Consider the following 21172-nt stretch of genomic DNA (forward strand, 5'->3'; position numbering starts at 1 on the left):
TATTTAGCCATAGCTAAAACTATCCCAAGATAAGTTAAATTTTGTTAAACATCAACAAATGTTTCAATTTTTATGCTTTTGTAGGCTGTAATTTCATTGAATTCTTCAAATGACTTTAATACCATTTCTTTGTATTGTTGGTACTTTTTACCACGAGGAAGTTTCAATAAAATTTGATACTGATACAGCAAATTTATCCTACCAATTGGTGCTTTTTCGGGGCCTAAAATACATTGCAAAGGCAAATATTTTTGCAAAATAGAACTCAGAAATTGCGAAGCTCTGTTTACTTTGTCTTCTTTTCTGTGTTTTATTTCAATTAAAATTAATTTTACAAAAGGTGGATACAAAAACTGCTCTCTTTCTTTAAGAAAATGTTCATAAATTTTAGCAGAATTTTCTTCTTTAATCAACTCAAAAAGTGGATGGTAAGGATTATACGTTTGTATGTAAATTTTGCCATTCCCCGAAATTCTACCCGCTCTTCCCGAAACCTGCGTAATCAATTGATAAGCACGTTCTTCTGCCCTAAAATCCTGAACATACAACAGAGAATCAGCCTTTGGAATCGCTACCAATTCTATATTATCAAAATCTAAACCTTTGGAAATCATCTGTGTTCCCACGATAATTTCGGCTTCTCCATTTTCTATTTTTTCGTAAAGTTTTTCGTAGGCAAATTTCTTGCGCATACTATCCACATCCATTCTTTCTACATTGGCTTCTTTAAAGATTTTCAGTGTTTCTTCTTCTATTTGTTCCACGCCAATTCCTCTGGTATTCAGGTTTTCGCTGTGACATTTTGGACAGAATTTTGGCTTTTGCGCTTTATGTCCGCAGTAGTGGCATTTCATTTCATTGGTCGCCTTGTGGTACGTCATCACCACATCACAATTGCTGCAATAGGTAACATTTCCGCAAGTCTCACATTCTACAACATTGGCATATCCTCTTCTGTTGTGCAGAATAATGCTTTGCTTTTTATGTTGAAGATTTTCCGAAATTTTATCAATTAAAAATTCAGAAAAATGCCCAACTGATTTTTTGGTTTCTTGTGCTTCTTTGAAGTTGATGATTTCATATTTCGGAAGTGCTACTTCTCCGAATCTTTCACCCAAAAAAACATACTTTAATCTATCATTTTTGGAAGCGTAATAGCTTTCTACCGAAGGCGTGGCAGAACCTAAAATCACTTTAGCATCATAAAATTTTGCTAAAACTTGAGCGGCATCTTTCGCGTTGAAATAAGGTTTTACTTCTTTGGGTTTATAAGCATTATCGTGCTCTTCATCTACAATAATTAAACCTAAATTCTGAAACGGGAGAAAAAGTGAACTTCTAGTGCCTATCAAAATTTTAATTTCGTTTCTCTTTATTTTTCTCCAAACCTCCACTTTTTCAAAATCAGACATTTTCTGATGATAAAAGCCCAATTCTTTTCCGTATTTTTTCTCTAATCTTTGGGTAATTTGTTTGGTAAGCGCAATTTCGGGAAGTAAGAACAAAACATTTTTGCCAAAACCGACTGTCTCTTCAATTTTTTCGAGATAAAGATGCGTTTTTCCAGAGCTGGTAACACCGTGTAGCAATGTATTTTTTCCTTCTTCAAAACCTTCATTAATTTCTGCTAAAGCTTTTTTCTGTGTTTCAGAAAGCTCTTCTATTTCTTCTATTTCACCTTCATAGGCTTCGATTCTGTCTTTCTGAAGGTAATATTCTACCACCAAATTTTTCTCTACCAAACCTCTTAAATGCGATGCATTAAAAACACCATCTTCGAAAAACTGAGATTTCCTTAACGGTTGATTATCTGTTTGTTGAGCCTGCAAAATCGTTAAAAATAAGTCTTTTTGTTTCTTGGCTTTGTTTAAATTTTGAAGAATATCGGAAAGATTTACTAATATTTTTTCATCAATTTTGAGATAAGCAACTTCCTTCGCTTTGTATTTTTCAAAAATCTGTTCATCAATCAAAATATATTGCTCATCAATAAGCGTATTTACGGTTTTGATGATTTCCTTTTTCGGAATGAATGCTTCAATTTCTGATAAACTGACCAGCGTTTTCACTTCTAGAGCTTGAAGCAGATAGGTTTCATTAGCGTCTAAAACTTCCCAATCTATTTCTTTGTTAAGATTTCTTTTAAGATACGTTTCACTTTCTAACTTCAAAGAACTAGGGAAAGCAAAACGATAAATTTCGCCAATATTACAGAGATAATACTCTGAAAGCCAATTCCAAAATTGAAGTTGCGCTTCAGGAACGATGGCTTCTGCATCTAAAATAGAATGAATCTCTTTTGGGAGAAAAGTTTCTGGTTCGTTTTCGTGAATCTCGGCTACAATTCCTGTGTAGATTTTTTTACCACCAAAAGGAACGAGAACGCGCATCCCTAAAGCTAATTTTGGCAATAAATCTTTTGAAACTTTGTAGGTAAAAGTTCCTTTTAAGTTAAGCGGAAGAATAATTTGTGCGAAGGTCAATTTTTGAAAATATCTTCAAAAATAAGGATTTTAAATCATTAAAACAGCATTTAAAAATCAAGAAAAAAGCCATAAAAATTTCTTTATTTTAAATCTATTTGCTACTTTTAAATTTTAAAATCAAAACCATGGAAAACAATTATTTCAAAGAATTCGACAATGGAGCTTTAATGACTGAAAAAGAAATATTTACCAAAATTTTCACACATCCTAAAGAAGCTTTGCAATATATACAAGAGAATAAATTTGAAAACTACTTAACGATTATTATTTTCTCATTAGGCATTTTTAGTTCTTTAGAAAGTATTCTCAGTAAAAATCAAAATGTACAAGGAGAAAACATAGTCTTTTATGTTTCTATGGCTATCATTTTTGGGGGATTATTCGGATGGATTTCTTTTTATCTAATTGGCTGGCTTACATATTTCACTGGAAAATGGATGAACGGAAAGGGAAAAACTTCTGATTTTGTCAGAGTTTATGCTTATTCTAGTCTTCCCAAATTATTTTCGATTTTTATTGTAATCTTACAAATTATTGTTTATCAATATTTTCTGAATGATTTTAGTGGTGAAAAAATAATGTGGAATTTCTATATGATTCTTGTATACAGCTTAGCAGTATTACAACTTCTAGTATGGGCTTGGATTATAGTTTTGAACGTAATAGGAATTGCTGTCGTACAAAAATTTTCTTACGGAAAAGCTATCCTCAATTACATAGCCTCTATCGCAGTAATTGTTACTCCTATTGTTTTACTAATTTTAATATTAACTTTACTATAGAAATAAAAAAAGCTGACAAACGCCAGCTTTTTATAAAACTATCTTTAATATTAATTTCCTTTTCTTCTTTTTAATTCTTTTTTAAGGAGTGAAAGTTCTCTTCCTGTTTGGCCAGCAACCGATGTATTCTCTTGCGCTCTTCTGGTAAGATACGGAACTACATCTTTTACAGGACCGTAAGGTAGATATTTAGATGCATTGTATTTATTTTCGCCGAGATAATAAGTAATGTTATCACTCATCCCATACAATTGCCCGAAATGTAACCTTTCATCATCATGAGCTAAACCTAATGCTTTCATTTTATCAAGAGCTAATTCTGTAGATTTCTCATTATGTGTACCGAAAAATGCAGAGACTCTGTCAAGGTTTTCTATCACAAAATCTACTGCAGCATTGTAATTATCATCTGTAGCTTCTTTGGTCGGTTGTATTGGGTCTGGGTAATTCATTTCTGCGGCTCTTTCGCGTTCTTTTTCCATGTAAGCACCACGAACAAATTTGTAGCCTAAGAAATAATTTTTAGATTTTGCTCTCTCTAAATCTGCTTTCAAATATTCTATTCTACCCGTTCTGTACATTTGAATGGTATTCCAGATGTATGCTTTTTCTTGGTTGTATCTTTCCATCATTTCGTTTACCAAGTCATCTACAGCACCTTGCATCCAAGTTTCTTCTGCATCTATCATTAGAATCACTTTTTTCTCAAACGCCAACTGACAAACTTCTTCGTAGCGAGTTCTCACTCTTTGCCATTCTTCTTTTTCGGAATTGGTGAGTTCTTTACCCGCAGTTACTTCGGTATATAAGTCTAATCTTCCGAAACCTGTAGGCTTAAAAACCACAAAAGGGATGGCTGGATTACCTACTGCGAAATTGATATTTTCTTTAATTTCTTTACAAGTAATGTCAAAAGCTTCTTCTTCTTCTTTGCCTTCGATGGCGTAATCAAAAATGCTACCGATATGATGGTTAAACATTTTATCTACCACTTTCATACTCTGCTCACGCGTTTCGCCGCCACAAAATTGTTCGAATAAGGTATTTTTTACAATATCTTCTACCAACGGAAAATTATTCTTAATGGTAAAATTAAGCGCTCCAATTCCAATATTTGTAAGGCTAGGATATTGTATAGCGGTAAACATCCACTTCGCTTTTTCTAGTTGAGCAGTGCTTCTATCTGCAAATGCAATCTTAGTATCGTTAAAAATAGACATATAAAATATTTGGTGCCCAAATTTAATCATTGTAAATCAAAACTGAAAATCTATTTAACATAAGATTTGTCATTTTTAAAAAGTATTCTTTATTGTATAGAAGTTTCGTAAATTTGTAAAAAAATGAAGTAGATGATTTCAATTTTAGATGAAGAGTTCAGTTCTTTGAACCAATATATTACAGAACAAAACCCAAGTCAGATTTTTATTCTAGTCGATGAAAACACCCACGAATATTGTATTCCTACACTTCTAGCCAATCTGGAAACCGAAATTCCTTTCGAAATTATAGAAATAGAAGCTGGTGAAGATGCCAAAACCATTGCTACTGCAACTCAACTTTGGGAAATTTTAGCAGAATTCAAAGCAGATAGAAAGTCTCTTTTACTCAATTTAGGAGGTGGTGTAATTACGGATATGGGAGGTTTTGTAGCATCTACTTATAAAAGAGGTGTTAAATTTCTAAATATTCCTACCACACTTTTGGCAATGTGCGATGCGTCTATTGGCGGAAAAACTGGCATAGATCATCAATTTTTAAAAAATATTGTAGGAACATTTGCCAATGCAGAACACATTCTCGTTTATCCTAAATTTTTGGAAACATTAGCATTTGTAGAACTGAGAAGTGGTTTTGCAGAAATGCTAAAACATGGGTTAATTGCCTGTGAAAATCATTGGAATGACCTTATTGCATTAGAGGAAATCACCGCCGAAAATATTGCTCCACATATAGAAAATAGCATGATGATTAAGGAAAATGTGGTGGTAAAAGACTTCAAAGAAGAAAATATAAGAAAAATTCTAAATTTTGGACACACCATAGGGCATGCAGTAGAAAGTCTTTTCTTGAAAGCAGACAAGATAATTCCGCACGGCGAAGCTGTAGCACTTGGTATGATTGCAGAGACACATTTGGCACATTTAGAAAACTTAATTCCAGAAGAAACAGCCACAGAAATTATCAAAAATATTAGAAGATTTTATCCTTACATTTCTATTGAAGAATTTAAAAATGAAGAAATCATCAGCCTAATGATTAATGATAAGAAAAACAACCACGGAAAAATCAATTTTTCTTTATTGACTAGCATAGGTAAATGTAATTACGATTATAAAGTAAGTTCAGAAAACATAGAAAAAAGTCTAATTTTTTATAGAAATTTGAACAAATAGACCTTTACACATAAAAAAATAAGAGCTTGGTTTTCATCACCAAGCTTTTTTTTTGTAGTATAATAATAAATCTTTGGCACGCAAATTGAAAATACTTCTACATCAAACAACAATTAAAAAAAATAAAATGAGAAAAATATTTTTAGGATTAGGAATTGTAATAAGCGGTTTTGCTTTCTCACAACAATTTGGATTAAAAGCGGGACTTAACGTTTCTGACATCAACAACGGCGCTTCTGGCACTGATATGAAAGCCAAAACAGGTTTGTACGTTGGGGTTACAGCTACCATTCCTGTTTCAGAAGAATTCAGTGTACAACCAGAGTTGATTTACAATCAATTAGGTGCTAAAACCAATTTATATGATTTCGGGGGAATTATTGGCAATGTTTCTACTACAACCAAGTTAGATTACATTTCTCTGCCGGTAATGTTACAGTATAACTTCCCAAGTAATTTTTACGTAGAATTGGGGCCAGAATTTAGTTATATGGTATCAGCAAAACAAGGACTTAGCACTTCTATCATTTCGCCATCTACAGATATCAATATGGATTATCTCAATAGATTAAATGTAGGAGCTGGTTTTGGAGCTGGATATAACTTGAACAAAAATATAGGAATTAATGCCAGATATACTCTCGGATTAACCGGTCTAGGAAAAGACGGAAACGTAACAGATTATTTCTTAGACAGTGCCAAAAACAACAATTTACAAGTAGGTGTAAATTTCAAATTTTAACACAATCCATATATAATTTTTCATACAACAAAAAACTCGGAAGTAATTTCCGAGTTTTTTAATGATATTTAGCTGAATAATTCGCTTTCTTTTGGTTTTGCTACGGGATATTTTTCTGTAAAACACCCGAAACAATGTTCATCCGAGCCTAAAATATTGATTAAATTTTCTACACTCAGAAACTCTAAGCTATCTACTCCAAGATAATTTTTTAATTCATCTACTGACATATTTGCAGCAATTAGATCATCTTTTTTCGGAGTATCAATTCCTAAGAAACAAGGCGCAATTATAGGCGGAGAAACACTTCTAAAATGAATTTCTCTAGCGCCACTATCTCTCAAAATCTTCACCAATCTTTTCGATGTAGTTCCTCTCACTATTGAATCATCAATGATAACTACTGATTTTCCTTTAATTTCAGAAACAATTGGATTTAATTTAAGATTTACCACTCTTTCTCTCATTTCCTGAGACGGAACTATGAAACTTCTGGCAATGTATCTATTTTTAATTAACGCAGGTCTAAAAGGAATTCCTGAAGCTTTAGAAAAACCAATAGCTGCTGGCACCCCAGAATCTGGAACACCTACTACCAAATCTGCTTTTACAGGAGATTGTTCCCAAATTTTCTCACCAGATTTTTCTCTAATTTCGTGTACATTAATGCCTTCTAAAGTAGTATCAGGTCTTGCAAAATAAATATATTCGAAAGCGCAAATTTTTCTCTCACAATCGTTTTTTACCAAGAAGCTTCTCAAACCATCTTCAGTATCACTAGTATATACAATCTCACCTGGCAAAATATCTCTCACATATTGAGCTCCTACAGCATCTAAAGCGCAAGTTTCAGACGCACAAACATAAGTTCTTTCGTCTATCGCTCCTAAAACCAAAGGTCTAATCCCTTTAAAATCTCTAAAAGCAAAGAATTTATTTCGGGTTAATCCCACGACAGAATAAGCACCTTCTATTCTTTCCATTGTAGCTTTAATGGCACCACGAAGTCCCAAATCAAGATTTTTTTGAATTAATCTCAAAATTACCTCTGAGTCTGAAGTTGCTTTAAAAACTACACCTTCTGCTTCTAATTCAGCTTTTAATTCTTTAGCATTAGTCAAATTTCCGTTGTGAGCAATAGAGAGAATCGGTTGGTCATATTCATTCTTAGCAAAAAACGGTTGGAAATTGTACTTCTTTTTATCACCAGCAGTCGTATATCGTGTATGACCAATCACGGCGTTTCCTAATAAAGATTCAGGATTAGGAATAGTTTTAAAAATATCTAAAACCAATCCTTCATCTTTCACGGTGATAATTTTTCCTTTAGAAGCAACAGAAACACCACATGCCTCCTGACCACGATGTTGTAATGCAAACAATCCGAACTGAGACAAAGAGAACGTATCTACTTCATTATCAGAATATAAACCAAAAATACCACATTCTTCTTTTGGAGCATCTAAGAATTCTTCTTCTTGAGTTCTAAAAAGATTTCTCCCGTAAAATTCTTGGCTGAATTGTTCTTGATATGTTAATTTTATATCTTTCATTTATTATTTATATTCAAAGATTTTAACAAAAAAATCTATTATATCTGTCAAGAAATTACTTTCCTAATACTTTTTTCAATCTTTCATAGATTTCTACGTAAGCTTCAGTAACTTCGCCTAAATCACGTCTGAATCTATCTTTGTCTAATTTTTTCATCGTGTCTTTATCCCAAAGTCTGCAAGTATCAGGAGAAATTTCGTCTGCTAGAATGATTTTTCCATCAGAAGTTTTGCCTAATTCGATTTTGAAATCTACCAAAATAATGTTCATTTTGTCAAACAACTCTTTCAATAACTCATTGATTTTGTTTGTCAAAGCATACATTTCATCTAATTCTTCTTTGGTAGCAGCTCCTAAGAAAATGGCGTGATAATCATTAATTAGCGGATCACCCAATTCGTCCTTTTTATAGCAAATATCAAAAATGGTAACTGGAGATTTTACACCTTCTTCTACGCCTAATCTTTGCGCCATACTTCCAGCTGCATAATTTCTAACCACCATTTCTAGGGGAATGATGCTCACTTTTCTCACCAATTGCTCTCTTTCATTCAACTGTTTGATGAAATGAGTTGGGATTCCTTTTTCTTGTAAATATTCAAAAATAAGCGTAGTGATAGCATTATTCATTTCACCTTTCAAATCGAAACTGCCACGTTTCTGTGCATTAAAAGCAGTAGCATCGTCTTTAAATTTTACAATTACTTCTTCTGGATTTTCTGTTGCGAACACTTGTTTTGCTTTACCTTCATAAAGCATTTCACCTTTATTCATTTTATTGAGATTTTTATTTTTAAACTGATTTATTTTATGGATTTTAAATTTTTATTTAAAATATTCTACTCCGTTTCTGAAAATATTATGGTAATTAGCAGAAGGAATGTTTTTGAACAAGCCCTCTACAAATCGTTCAGGATGCCCCATTCTTCCGAAAATTTTACCACTTTCACTGGTAATCCCTTCAATTCCGAATAGAGATTGATTAGGATTGAAAGGCATTCCGTGAGCTACATTCCCATCATTATCGATGTATTGTGTCGCAATTTGTCCTTTTTTGTACAAATCTAACAACACTTCTTCAGAAGCCATAAATCTACCTTCACCGTGAGAAATCGGGATGGTATAAACCTCACCTTTCATCCCTTTCAACCAAGGCGAATCATCATTGATAACTTTTACATCTACCATTTGAGAAATGTGTCTTCCGATAGAATTATGTGCAAGAGTTGGAGACGTTTCATCCAAATCTCTGATTTCGCCAAAAGGTAGTAAACCAGACTTTACCAAAGCTTGAAAACCGTTGCAAATTCCTAAAATCATTCCGTCTCTAGAAAGCAATTCGTGAACTGCATTTTTCATCTTTTCGTTCTTCAAAACATTTACAATAAACTTGGCAGAACCATCGGGTTCATCACCTGCAGAAAAGCCTCCAGAGAACACTAAAATCTGCGACTGTTTAATTTTTTCTACCCAAGCTTCTATACTTTCATCCAGCAATTGATGAGTTATGTTTTTTAGTGGTAAACTTTCTACAATAGCGCCTTCTTTTCTAAAAGCATTTTGCGTTTCGTACTCACAATTGGTTCCAGGGAAAATTGGTGCAAAAACTCTAGGTGAACCTATTTTATGAGAGATGATATTGATAGATTTTTTTTCTGTACCGTTTAGATTTTCATCAAAATTAATCAAGATTCTCTCTTTTTCTTTGGTTGGAAAAAGATTTTCAAACGTTCCAAAGTTTACCTCAAGTAATTTTTTGATATCAAATTCTAAATTACTGATTTTGAGAGTTTCTGAATTTTTAACCTCACCAATTAATTGAAGTAAATCATTGTCAAGTTTTTCTGTAGATTCTATAACCAATCCTCCAATATTTTTTTCGAGTAAGAATTTTTCATCTACTGAAACTTCCGCTCCAAGAAGATTCCCGAAACTCATTTTTGCCAACGCCACTGCTACTCCACCATCTTTAATCGTTTTTACAGAAACTACTTTTTTGTCCTGAATTCCTTGATAAATATAATCAAATATTTCAATTAAATTTTGGTAATTTGGCAAGCCATCTTCTTGCAATTGATGATGAAAATGATAAATAAAATTACCAGCTTTTTTGAACTCTGGAGAAATAGTGTTTAATTTTTTTCCATCTGCACAAGCGAAGGAAATTAAGGTCGGTGGAACGTTGATATCTTGGTACGTTCCGCTCATAGAATCCTTACCTCCGATTGCAGCTAAACCAAGGTTCATTTGGGCGTCATAAGCTCCTAAAAGGGAAGCCAAAGGTTTACCCCATTTTTCAGGATTATTACCTAGTTTCTCAAAATATTCTTGAAAACTCAATCTGATATTTCTAAAATTTCCGCCCATAGCTACTATTTTAGCCACAGATTCTACAACAGCCAAACTCGCACCAATCATAGAATTTTGTTTAGAAATTTCAGCATCAAAACCCCAACTTGCAAAAGATGCAGTTTCTACATTCTCAGCATTCAGTACAGGCAATGTTTGTACACAACCTTCAGTTTCAGTAGTTTGATATTTCCCTCCAAAAGGCAACGCCACAGTGGTAGCACCCACTGTAGAATCGAACATTTCTACCAAACCTTTTTGTGAAGCGACATTCTTTTCTGCTAAAATGTTAAAGAAATTCACTTCGTTGAAAGTTACATAATTTGAGTTAATTTCCTGTAAATGAGTGATTTTAGCATCTTGTTTCTTGCTACAACCACTTGTATCTAAAAATGCTCTGCTGAGATCTACAATTTTTTGTCCGTTCCAGAACATTTGCATTCTTCCACTGTCGGTAACTTTTGCTATTTCAACAGCTTTTATATTTTCTGCTTCGCAGAATTTGATAAATTTATCTTTTTCGTTCGCTTCAATTACTACAGCCATTCTTTCTTGAGACTCAGAAATAGCAAGTTCTGTTCCGTTCAAACCTTCATATTTCAAAGGTAAAACATCAAGATTAATTTCCAATGAATCAGCAATTTCGCCAATAGCAACTGAAACACCACCTGCACCGAAATCGTTAGACTTTTTAATCAATTTCGTTACTTCAGGATTTCTGAAAAGTCTCTGAATCTTTCTCTCTTCCACCGCATTTCCTTTCTGTACCTCAGAACTCATGGTATGAATAGAAGTTTCGTCTTGTTCTTTAGAACTTCCCGTTGCACCGCCTACTCCATCTCTACCTGTGGCACCACCTAAAACAATCACCACATCACCAAGTGCTGGCTTTTCTCTTCTAACCCAAGATTTCGGAACAGCACCAGCTACGAAACCAACCTCCATTCTTTTTGCTTTATAACCATCGTCATAAATTTCTGAAACATGGGTTGTAGCCAAACCAATTTGGTTACCGTAAGAAGAATAACCATTTGCCGCTTGTTTAGAAATGGTTCTTTGAGGTAATTTACCAGGTAAAGTTTCAGAAATAGGTTCTAAAACGTCTGCCGCTCCAGTTAAACGCATTGCTTGGAAAACGAAAGCTCTACCAGACAATGGGTCTCTGATTGCGCCACCAAGACAAGTAGAAGCACCACCAAAAGGTTCAATTTCTGTTGGGTGATTATGCGTTTCGTTTTTGAACAATAAGTACCAAGGTTCTTTTTTACCGTCGAATTCCGCTTCAATTTCTATCGTACAAGCATTGATTTCGTCTGAAACCACTAAGTTTTCTAAATTTCCTGTTTTGTGAAAATATCTAGCAGAAACTGTAGCCAAATCCATCAAAGAAATAGGTTTTGCTTCTCTACCTAAAAATTTTCTTTTTTCTAGATAATCATTGAATATTTTTTCTAAAGTCTCTTTAAACTTTCCTTCAAACTGAATATCAGTTAATTCTGTTTCAAAAGTGGTATGACGACAATGGTCACTCCAATACGTATCGAGAACTTTCAGTTCGGTTTCGGTAGGATTTCTATTTTCTGATTTAAAATAATCTTGAATGAATTGCAAATCATCAAAACCAAATGCAAAACCGTGACTTTCGTAAAAATTGTTGAGTTGTTGAGTTGTAAATTCGTTGAATTGTTCGTAAGTAATAATTTTATCAGGAGTTTCCTCTGCTGGAATTTCTAAAATTTCGAGATTCTTTTCTTGAGATTCTACTTTATTGATGAGTAGATTCTTAATCAATGGCAATTCTAACTCCGTAACACCTTGTAATTCAATCAATTTACCGCTTCTGACGATAGTTTTCTCATTTCCAGTCAATAAAGCGATGCATTGCTGTGCAGAATCTGCTCTTTGGTCATATTGACCGGGAAGAAATTCAGTAGCAAAATGCAAGGTTTTCACTGGGTTTTCTGTATGGAGAATATCTACAACTGGGTCTACAAAGGTATTATTGACTACTTTTTCAAAATCCAATTCTTCTAAACCAAAAATATCATAGATATTAAAGACTTTCACCGATTGTATGTTCGGTAAAATAGATTTGATTTCATTCAAAATTTTAGGACTTTCTACATCGAAAACTCCTCTTTTTTCTACGAAAATTCTTCTGTTCATTTTTATTTTTGTTTTGAACGCCAAGCGCGCAAAGATTTATAAAAAATTTCTTTGTTTTTAATGTTTTGAAATAATTACATTTAAAAATGTAAAAAGTATAATTTAAAAATTAAAAATGCAGCCGAAAAAAGGCTGCATAAAATTATACTTTTAAATCTGATTCTAAGCCAATTAGGTGTTGATATTTTTCCACAATTGGTGAGATTTCATTCTTCACAAACTCTTCTGTCTGAATAGGAGCAAAGCCAATAAAATTTTTCGGGGCTAGAACTTCCATGAGTTTTGATTTATCAAATTTCAGAGAGTCATCATTCAAAATTCTTTCAATCAAATCATTTTCCTTGCCTTCCATTTTCACCTTTTTCGAGGCTTCCATAGAATGTACACGGATAATTTCATGTATTTCCTGTCGGTCACCACCAGCTTTCACCTCCTCCATAATGATATATTCAGTGGCCATAAACGGAAGTTCTTCCATGATATGCTTATGAATTCTGTTTTCGTAAACCACAATTCCGTTCATGATGTTATTCCAAATCAATAAAATAGCATCAACCGCTAAAAACGCTTGCGGAATGGTTAAACGCTTGTTGGCAGAGTCGTCTAATGTTCTTTCGAACCACTGTGTAGCCGCCACCATCGCAGAAGAATTTTGAAGAGAAATTACAAATTTTGCCAATGCAGAAATTCTCTCACTTCGCATAGGATTACGTTTGTAAGCCATAGCAGATGAACCAATTTGATTTTTTTCGAAAGGTTCTTCTATTTCTTTAAGGTTTTGAAGTAGTCTTAAATCATTGGTGAATTTATGAGCAGATTGTGCGATATTTGAAAGCAAAGACAAAACTTTTGCATCAATTTTTCTATCATAAGTTTGACCAGAAACACCAAAAACTTTTTCGAAACCAAATCTTTTAGAAAGTTCTTTATCTAGATGTTTTACCTTGGTATAATCACCATCAAAAAGTTCTAAAAAACTTGCGGCAGTTCCTGTAGTTCCTTTTACACCTCTAAATCTAAGAGTTTCTAAGAAAAATTCTAATTCTTCGAAGTCTAAAAGCAAAGATTGAAGCCAAAGTGTAGCCCTTTTACCAACAGTAGTTAACTGTGCTGGTTGAAAATGGGTAAAACCTAAAGTTGGCAAATCTTTGTATTGAAGGGCAAAATCAGAAACATTTTTGATAACGTTGACCAATTGTTTTTTCAAGATTTGTAAACCGTCTCTGATTTGGATTAAGTCTGTATTATCACCTACAAATGCCGAAGTAGCGCCTAAGTGAATAATAGGCTTTGCTAGTGGAGCTACATCACCATAAGCGTGAACATGCGCCATCACATCATGACGAAATTTTTTTTCGTAGTCTGCCGCTACTTTGTAATCTATATTTTCGGCTTGTTCTTTGAGTTGAGAAATTTGCTCTTCAGAAATATCAAGACCAAGGTCTTTTTCTATTTCAGCAAGGGCAATCCAAAGTTTTCTCCAGGTTTGGAATTTATTATCTGGTGAGAAATTAAAGAGCATTTCAGCACTGGAATAACGTTCTTCCAATGGATTTTTGTAGGAATTCATTTTACTTTTTAGATTTACTTTTCAAGATGCAAAAGTACAATTTTTTTTGAAGAAATTTCAAATTTTGTTTTCCACATTGATAGGTATTTATCTAAAAATTAGCTACTACTTTCTTCCTTTGAAATATTTCATCGTATCATAAACTCCGAAGACATTTTCCATCACCCAATCAAAAATTGGCAAAGGCAACAAACCTTGAGAAAGTCTTATAAACCAATATGGAAGTGGCATAGCCAAGATTTTTCTTTTATTTTCTATAGCTTTTACAATTTTTTCGGCGGTTGGTTCCGGCTCTAGAATAGGAATTAATTTGGATTGTACGCCATCGAACATCCCTGTATTGATGTAAAAAGGCATAATTGTGGTAATGGAAATCTCTTTTTTGAGTTGCTCCATTTCTAGTCTCAAACTGTCACTCCAGCCGTTCACCGCCCATTTCGAAGCGGCGTAAACTGCCATTTTAGGATTCGAGATTAAACCTGCTGAAGATGCAATGTTACAAATAGCACCAGAATTGGTTTTCATCATCTCCGGTAAAAATTCTAAAGCAATATGCATCAATGCATTAGAATTAATCAACATGGTTTTTTGAATATCAAGATGTGTATTTTCATGGAAATATTTCCCTACAACAATGCCTGCATTATTGATAAGAATATCTATTTTCCCAACTTCTGTTCTTACTTTTTGGGCATTAATTTTAATTTCGTCTAAAACAGAAACATCTACTTTATATGTAGAAATTAGAATTCCGAATTTTGAAAATTCTTCTTTGGTTTTAGCTAAACCATCTTCATTAATATCCCAAATTACCAAATGAGAAATACCTCTTTCTAAAGATTTTCTCGCCATTATTTTACCAATACCTGAGGCGCCACCTGTAATTAAAACCTTTTTGTTCTTAAATTCCATATCAATTTATTTTCTGTGTCAAGATACTTCAGAAAAGCTTTCGTTTTGAAGAAAGTTTTACATTTTATTATTTTTAACATAAAATCTTTTAGCAACTCAAAAAAATATTGCTTTGAGAATATCTACTTTATTTTATCTTTGTGAAAAACAATGGCTAAAGATATGAATTACGCTGAAATTCTTCAAAAACAGAAAATATTTTTTAACTCACAGAAAACCAAAGATTTAACTTTTAGAAAAACCCAACTTAAAAAGTTGAAACAACTGGTTAAAAACAACGAAAAACTTCTTTATGAAGCTATTTATAAAGATTTTAAGAAATCTGAGTTCGAAACTTTCGGCACCGAAATTTCATTTATTTACAAAGACATTGATTTTTATGTAAAAAACCTTACTTCTTTTGCAAAACCGAAAAAAGTAACCACCAATATTGTAAACCAACTCGGAAGCAGCAAAATTTACCAAGATCCATTAGGAAATTGCCTTATCATAGGCGCTTGGAATTATCCTTACCAATTGACATTAACCCCAGTAATTGCTGCCATTGCCGCAGGAAATACTTGTATGATAAAGCCCAGTGAATTGCCCGAAAACACGATGAGAGCAATGGCAAAATTGATTAATGAAAATTTTGATGCTGAATTTTTATACGTGGTAGAAGGCGGCATAGAAGAAACTACAGAAATTTTGAGACTTCGTTTTGACAAAATCTTCTTTACAGGAAGTCCGAAAGTTGGTAAAATTGTTTACAAAGCAGCGGCAGAACACCTGACACCAGTCACTTTGGAATTGGGTGGCAAATCTCCTGCTTTTATTACGGAAAATGCAGATATAGATGTAGCAGCTAGAAGAATTGTTTGGGGAAAATTCATCAATGCGGGGCAAACTTGTATTGCACCAGATTATGTTTATGTACACGAAAAAATCAAGGATAAATTTATACAAAAACTTATCTCTGAGATTAAAAAAAGAAACTACCACGAAAACGCGGAACACTATTGCCAAATTATCAACGAAAGAAATTTCGATAGATTAGAGAGAATGATAGACCGAGAAAAACTCATTTTCGGTGGTGAAATCAATAAAGAAACTCGCTATATCTCTCCTACTGTTTTAGATAATGTAACTTGGGAAGATGCAGTGATGCAAGAAGAGATTTTCGGACCTATTTTGCCAATTTTGAGTTACAACAATCTCTACGAAACCATTTTAAAAATTGTGAATAATGAGAAACCTCTTTCTGCGTATCTATTCAGCAATGACAGCGATGAGCAAAAAATGCTTTTAGAACATCTAAGTTTTGGTGGCGGTTGTATCAATGATACTTTAATGCACATTAGCAATGACAATTTACCTTTTGGTGGCGTTGGCAATTCTGGAATTGGCCATTACCACGGGAAATATGGGTTTGAAACTTTTTCACATCAAAAAGCAGTTCTAGACAAGTCTATTTATCTAGAACCAGAGTTGAAATATCCACCTTATACAGATGGAAAGTTGAAAATTTTGAAAAAGTTGTTGTGATGAAGTTTTTAAATATTAAAAATGAACCTTATAAAAGTATTGCTCTAACTATTTTATTTTATGTAATTTACATAAGTTTGGGTTTGATTTTAGAAAAAACATCTCCAAGTGGACCTTGTACGCCTAGTTTTGGAATACTGATGTTGATATTTTTACCAATAGTTACTATAATTTTATTAATTATTTTTATAATAAATTACTTTTACAACAATAAAAAGCACTTAAAAATTGGCATATTAATTCATATCCTGATTTTATTGATTTTTTCGGTATATTTTTTATTTGGTTAAATGTTTGAACTCGAAAAACCTTTACAGAAAAGCAATTTCCGAAGGAAATTTTAGTAAAAGGCATACAAAATAATTGGTTTCTTTGAACCATCAATATATTTTTCTGCAACTTTAAAAAAGTTAGGAGATAACATTGGGCAACCTAAACTTAAACAAGCTAAATTTTGAGTTTCTACATCTGAAATACAATAATACGGATGTATTACAATTGCTCTTTTGACAGCATTTGAATTGGTTTTATCCAAACCTATCAATCTGTATGATTTCCCAAAAGTACCTACGTATGAACTCCCAATTTGATATTTGCCTAAAGAAGATTGATAAGAATTTTTAACATTACTAAAAACTAAATCATTGCTTCCTTTGACCACAGAACCAGAACCGTGAGCAACAATTGCTTTTTCTAGTATTTTGTCATTTTTTAAATCATAAATAAAAAACCGAAATTTGTTAGATGGTATTCTAAAATTGATGAAAATTGCCAAATCTTGATTATACTTCGTGTCTTTCACAAAATTTTTAATTTGAACAATTTTTTCTGAAGGTATTGATTTACTTGAATTTTTAGAAACTTCCTGAGATTTAGAATCACAAGAAAACAATAGTAATAAAGAAAGGAAAACTAGATTTTTCATTGATTAGATTTAAAATTAAAACTCTATTTTCAATAAAAAATTATCCCTTAAAACAAAAAAAGTTGAAATCACTTTCAACTTTCAATTTTCAATTATTTTTTAGGTTTCCAAGTTTCAAAAAACGATTTTACTTTTTCCAAACTGTAACCTTTTCCTTCTTCCAAGACCGCAGAATCTTGCGTGTGAATTTGCTTGCCATTACCATCCAAAACTATAAAAACAGGATAACCATATTTGTCACCAGGATTTCCGTATTGTGCAAAAACCTTTTCGTTTTTATTTTTTGGTGAATAATTCAAATGATAATACACATAATTGTTATCTACCAAAGATTTCAATTCAGGTGTGGTCTGCACAAAATTATTGAATCTAAGACACCAAATACACCAATTGCCACCAGCCTGAAGAATCACATTTTTATGCTCTTTTTTGGCTTTTTTCACCAATTCTGCAATTCTTGCTTCCGCATTTTCGGTTTCATTGTATGGTTTCGGGAGCGCTGCTTTTTCTTCTTCCGCTTTTTTCTTGGCTTCTAATTTTGCAGCATCTGCATCAGCTGTAGTTTGGGCAAAAGAAAATGCTGGTAATAATAGCGCAGCTAAAGCAAATTTAATTAAGGTTCTTTTCATATAAAGTTTATTTTAATCCTTATCGACAATTTAATTTACATCAGTACATTAAAATAGCCAAGTAATTTCATATTAATTTCACTATTTTTGATTTTATAAATATAATGTAATTTTTGATTTTGTAAATTTGCAAATTAATTTTGAATTGTGAACCAAATACTATACCAAATACTCGTCCTATTTTCTAGATTACCTTTAAAAGTTTTATACTTCTTTTCAGATGTATTTTTCTTACTAAATTATTACATCATAGGATACCGAAAAAAAGTAGTTTTCGAAAACTTGAAAAACTCTTTTCCTGAGAAAACAGAGCCAGAACTAAGAAGAATTAAAAAAGAATTTTTTAGAAATTTTGGTGATTTTATGGTAGAAACGCTCAAGACTTTTACCATTTCTAGTGAAGAATTAGAGTCATTAGTAACCTATGAAAGTACAGAATTTTTCGAAAAAGCATTTCAAAAAAGAAAAAACGTAATCATATTAACCGGTCATACCTTCAATTGGGAGTTTACAACTCTAGTAGCGCAAAAACTACCTCAAGAAAATTTCTATGCCATCTATAAAAAATTGCAAAGTGCCTTTTGGGACAAAAAAATTATAGAATCAAGAGGCAGATTTGGTTTCCAATTACTAGAAGCTAAAAATGTAATGAAACATTTTATAGAACAAAAAAATGATGGAAACTCGGTTTATGGTTTTCTATCTGACCAATCACCCCAGAGAGGAAAGTCACAATTTGGCGTTAATTTCCTTAATCAAAGAACCCCAGTATTTACAGGATACAATAGGCTTCCAGAAAAAGATAATTTACTATTTTGTTTTGCTGAAATCATTAAAATTAAGAGAGGTAAATATCATATTAAATTTATAGAAATCTTACCTGAAAACGAAAAATTTGAAGAATTTGAATTGGTTGTTAAATTCAATCAATTGATAGAAAGAACCATTAGAAAACAACCAGAAAACTGGCTTTGGTCTCACAAAAGATGGAAAAATGCGGATGAAATAACAGATGAAAAACTCTATCATGGAAAAGAATACCCAATTTAATTTTTATCAATTTTGAAAACAGCCATTGCAATACTCAACTGGAACGGAAAACATTGGTTAGAAAAATTTCTTCCCAATGTAATTTTACACTCTCAAGATGCTAACATTTATGTAATAGATAATGCCTCTACAGATGATTCTGTAACTTTTTTAGAAAAAAGTTTTCCGAGTGTAAAAATCATTAAAAATGAAAAAAATACTGGTTTTGCGGGAGGTTATAATGAAGGACTGAAGCATATCTCAGAAGACATATATTGTTTACTGAATTCTGATGTAGAAGTAACTGAAAATTGGATTGAGCCTATTTTAGAATTATTTAAAACTCAACCTGAAATTGCTGCCATTCAACCAAAAATTCGTTCGTTTGAAGCAGACCAATACTTTGAATTTGCTGGTGCTGGCGGTGGTTTAATCGATAATTTGGGATACCCATATTGTAGAGGACGAGTTTTTGAAAATCTAGAAGAAGACAAAGGCCAATACGATGACGAAACCGAAATATTTTGGGCTTCTGGTTGTGCACTTTTCATCAGAAAAGAAGATTATTGGTCTATGAATGGCTTAGATGAAAGATTTTTCGCGCATCAAGAAGAAATAGATCTTTGCTGGCGATTAAAAAATGCGGGAAGAAAAATCTACTATTGTGGGAAATCTACTGTTTTCCACGTAGGAGGAGGCACACTAAATAAACAATCTCCACAAAAAACATATCTCAATATTAGAAATAATCTTTCGATGTTGCTCAAAAATTTGCCTTTTGCGGCGTTACTTTGGGTAATTCCAGCGAGATTAATTTTAGACGGAGTTGCTGGAGTTTATTTTGGGTTAAAAGATGGTTTTCCTCATCTTTGGGCCGTTATAAGAGCACATTTTGGATTTTATGCTCAAGCACCTAAAACTTGGAAACTTAGGAATACTTCTCAAATAAAAGATTATTACCAAACTAAATGGTTGATATTTAAGCATTTTCTTTAATTATAATTGATGATTGATAAATGATGATTGATGAATAAAATTTTTGAAATCATATTACTTTTTCAAACTATTTCAAACAATATCAAACCATTTCAAACTATTTACTCATGAATTTCATCGCCTTAGATTTCGAAACTGCAACTCATGAAAGACATTCTGCCTGCGAATTGGGAATTTGTGTGGTCGAAAATTCTGAAATTGTGGAAACCAAATCTTGGCTTATCAAACCACCTAGTTATCCTTATTTTAATCCTCATAACATTAATGTACACGGAATTTATCCTGAAGATGTAAAAAACGCGCCTACTTTTGACGAAATCTGGAGCGAAGTAGAAGAAACGCTCTACGGTAATCTTATGATTGCACACAATGCATCTTTTGATGCCAGTGTTTTGAGAGGATGCCTAGATTATTACGGAATTTTCAAACCGAAAACCCAATATCTTTGTAGCATACAATTGGCAAAAAAATCTTGGAAAAATTTAGAAAGTTATGGTTTAAAAAACTTAGCCAATCATCATCAAATTAAATTTAATCATCACCGAGCAGATGCAGATGCAGAGGTTTGCGCCAAACTATCACTTCTCGCTTTTGAGAGATTATTCATAACAGAAGACGAAGAAGTAAAAACAATTTTTAGTAAAAATCTGAAAACTTTGTGATTAAAATCAATTACAAAGCACTTCCGAAACCAAATTAAATTTAGGAATATCAGATTGAAAAGTTTCCTTAGTCAATAAATTTTCAAACAGATAACTGCCTTGCATATTGCCAACACCAGAGCGCAAGATAACATTAGAAAAATAATTAAACTCTTCGCCAGGTTCTAAAGTTGGAGTAAGCCCAATGACCCCATCCCCATTAACTTCGGTAAACCCAAAACCCAAATCGTAGATTAGCCACCTTCTTTTGTGAAGTTTCACGGCATCATTGCCAAGGTTTTTTATGGTAATATTATAGCGAAAAACAAAACGATTTTCTGCTGGAAAAGAATTCTTAACATCATATTCTGGAAATACAGAAATTCTGATATTGTTGGTAATGGCAGAGTACATTTTTAATAGTTTTTTATTCACAATAAATGTAGCAAAAATCCCGCCTAAAAATAAGCG

At 32.7% G+C, this 21172-nt stretch carries 17 protein-coding genes; 7 read left to right on the forward strand and 10 right to left on the reverse strand.

What is annotated here, in order from left to right; translation table 11 throughout:
- Nucleotides 1-44: 44 nt before the first annotated feature.
- Nucleotides 45-2483, reverse strand: a complete 2439-nt coding sequence (gene priA, locus IEW40_RS12285; RefSeq protein ID WP_188618405.1) for a replication restart helicase PriA — start codon at nucleotides 2481-2483, stop codon at nucleotides 45-47.
- 128 nt (nucleotides 2484-2611) lie between these two features.
- Between priA and IEW40_RS12290 the strand changes: the two genes are divergently transcribed.
- Complete coding sequence (locus tag IEW40_RS12290) at nucleotides 2612-3268, forward strand: Yip1 family protein (protein ID WP_188618406.1); 657 nt, start codon at nucleotides 2612-2614, stop codon at nucleotides 3266-3268.
- Nucleotides 3269-3318: 50 nt separating this feature from the next.
- Here IEW40_RS12290 and IEW40_RS12295 read toward each other — a convergent pair whose 3' ends face one another.
- Nucleotides 3319-4488 (reverse strand): proline dehydrogenase family protein, encoded by a 1170-nt coding sequence (locus tag IEW40_RS12295; protein ID WP_188618407.1) that lies wholly within the window; start codon nucleotides 4486-4488, stop codon nucleotides 3319-3321.
- A 132-nt stretch (nucleotides 4489-4620) separates the two neighbouring features.
- Here IEW40_RS12295 and aroB point away from each other — a divergent pair, with 132 nt between their 5' ends.
- Together aroB and IEW40_RS12305 are read left to right on the forward strand one after the other, a co-directional pair.
- The gene (gene aroB, locus IEW40_RS12300; RefSeq protein ID WP_188618408.1) at nucleotides 4621-5664 is read left to right on the forward strand and encodes a 3-dehydroquinate synthase; all 1044 of its coding nucleotides are present in this window, start codon (nucleotides 4621-4623) and stop codon (nucleotides 5662-5664) included.
- Between the two features lie 127 nt (nucleotides 5665-5791).
- Nucleotides 5792-6406 (forward strand): porin family protein, encoded by a 615-nt coding sequence (locus tag IEW40_RS12305; protein WP_188618409.1) that lies wholly within the window; start codon nucleotides 5792-5794, stop codon nucleotides 6404-6406.
- Nucleotides 6407-6474: 68 nt separating this feature from the next.
- On the opposite strand, the gene purF is transcribed toward IEW40_RS12305, so the two are convergent.
- The 5 genes from purF to IEW40_RS12330 form a co-directional block, all read right to left on the reverse strand.
- Entirely contained in the window at nucleotides 6475-7959 is a 1485-nt protein-coding gene (gene purF, locus IEW40_RS12310) for an amidophosphoribosyltransferase (RefSeq protein WP_188618410.1), read from the reverse strand.
- 55 nt (nucleotides 7960-8014) lie between these two features.
- On the reverse strand, nucleotides 8015-8734 hold the full coding sequence (purC, locus tag IEW40_RS12315; protein WP_188618411.1) for a phosphoribosylaminoimidazolesuccinocarboxamide synthase: 720 nt from the start codon (nucleotides 8732-8734) through the stop codon (nucleotides 8015-8017).
- Between the two features lie 51 nt (nucleotides 8735-8785).
- On the reverse strand, nucleotides 8786-12475 hold the full coding sequence (locus IEW40_RS12320) for a phosphoribosylformylglycinamidine synthase (RefSeq protein ID WP_188618412.1): 3690 nt from the start codon (nucleotides 12473-12475) through the stop codon (nucleotides 8786-8788).
- 142 nt (nucleotides 12476-12617) lie between these two features.
- Nucleotides 12618-14045, reverse strand: a complete 1428-nt coding sequence (purB, locus tag IEW40_RS12325) for an adenylosuccinate lyase (RefSeq protein ID WP_188618413.1) — start codon at nucleotides 14043-14045, stop codon at nucleotides 12618-12620.
- Nucleotides 14046-14150: 105 nt separating this feature from the next.
- Nucleotides 14151-14957, reverse strand: coding sequence for an SDR family oxidoreductase (locus tag IEW40_RS12330; RefSeq protein WP_188618414.1), 807 nt, complete (start codon nucleotides 14955-14957; stop codon nucleotides 14151-14153).
- Nucleotides 14958-15107: 150 nt separating this feature from the next.
- On the opposite strand from IEW40_RS12330, the gene IEW40_RS12335 reads away from it, so the two are divergent.
- On the forward strand, nucleotides 15108-16481 hold the full coding sequence (locus IEW40_RS12335) for an aldehyde dehydrogenase (RefSeq protein WP_229663449.1): 1374 nt from the start codon (nucleotides 15108-15110) through the stop codon (nucleotides 16479-16481).
- A 340-nt stretch (nucleotides 16482-16821) separates the two neighbouring features.
- Here IEW40_RS12335 and IEW40_RS12340 read toward each other — a convergent pair whose 3' ends face one another.
- Complete coding sequence (locus IEW40_RS12340) at nucleotides 16822-17406, reverse strand: murein L,D-transpeptidase catalytic domain-containing protein (protein ID WP_188618415.1); 585 nt, start codon at nucleotides 17404-17406, stop codon at nucleotides 16822-16824.
- Between the two features lie 92 nt (nucleotides 17407-17498).
- Nucleotides 17499-18035 (reverse strand): thioredoxin fold domain-containing protein, encoded by a 537-nt coding sequence (locus IEW40_RS12345; RefSeq protein ID WP_188618416.1) that lies wholly within the window; start codon nucleotides 18033-18035, stop codon nucleotides 17499-17501.
- A 147-nt stretch (nucleotides 18036-18182) separates the two neighbouring features.
- Here IEW40_RS12345 and IEW40_RS12350 point away from each other — a divergent pair, with 147 nt between their 5' ends.
- From IEW40_RS12350 to IEW40_RS12360, 3 genes are all read left to right on the forward strand, one after another.
- Nucleotides 18183-19085, forward strand: coding sequence for a lysophospholipid acyltransferase family protein (locus tag IEW40_RS12350; RefSeq protein ID WP_229663450.1), 903 nt, complete (start codon nucleotides 18183-18185; stop codon nucleotides 19083-19085).
- Nucleotides 19086-19097: 12 nt separating this feature from the next.
- Nucleotides 19098-20060: a glycosyltransferase family 2 protein gene (locus IEW40_RS12355; protein ID WP_188618417.1), complete on the forward strand. Its 963-nt coding sequence runs from the start codon at nucleotides 19098-19100 to the stop codon at nucleotides 20058-20060.
- 107 nt (nucleotides 20061-20167) lie between these two features.
- Nucleotides 20168-20722 carry a 3'-5' exonuclease gene (locus tag IEW40_RS12360; protein WP_188618418.1) on the forward strand — a complete coding sequence of 185 codons (555 nt, stop codon included), beginning with the start codon at nucleotides 20168-20170 and terminating at the stop codon, nucleotides 20720-20722.
- Between the two features lie 6 nt (nucleotides 20723-20728).
- On the opposite strand, the gene apaG is transcribed toward IEW40_RS12360, so the two are convergent.
- Nucleotides 20729-21115, reverse strand: a complete 387-nt coding sequence (gene apaG / locus IEW40_RS12365) for a Co2+/Mg2+ efflux facilitator ApaG/CorD (protein ID WP_188618419.1) — start codon at nucleotides 21113-21115, stop codon at nucleotides 20729-20731.
- Nucleotides 21116-21172: the final 57 nt, after the last annotated feature.

The sequence above is a fragment of the Cloacibacterium rupense genome (assembly GCF_014645495.1).
Taxonomy (GTDB): domain Bacteria; phylum Bacteroidota; class Bacteroidia; order Flavobacteriales; family Weeksellaceae; genus Cloacibacterium; species Cloacibacterium rupense.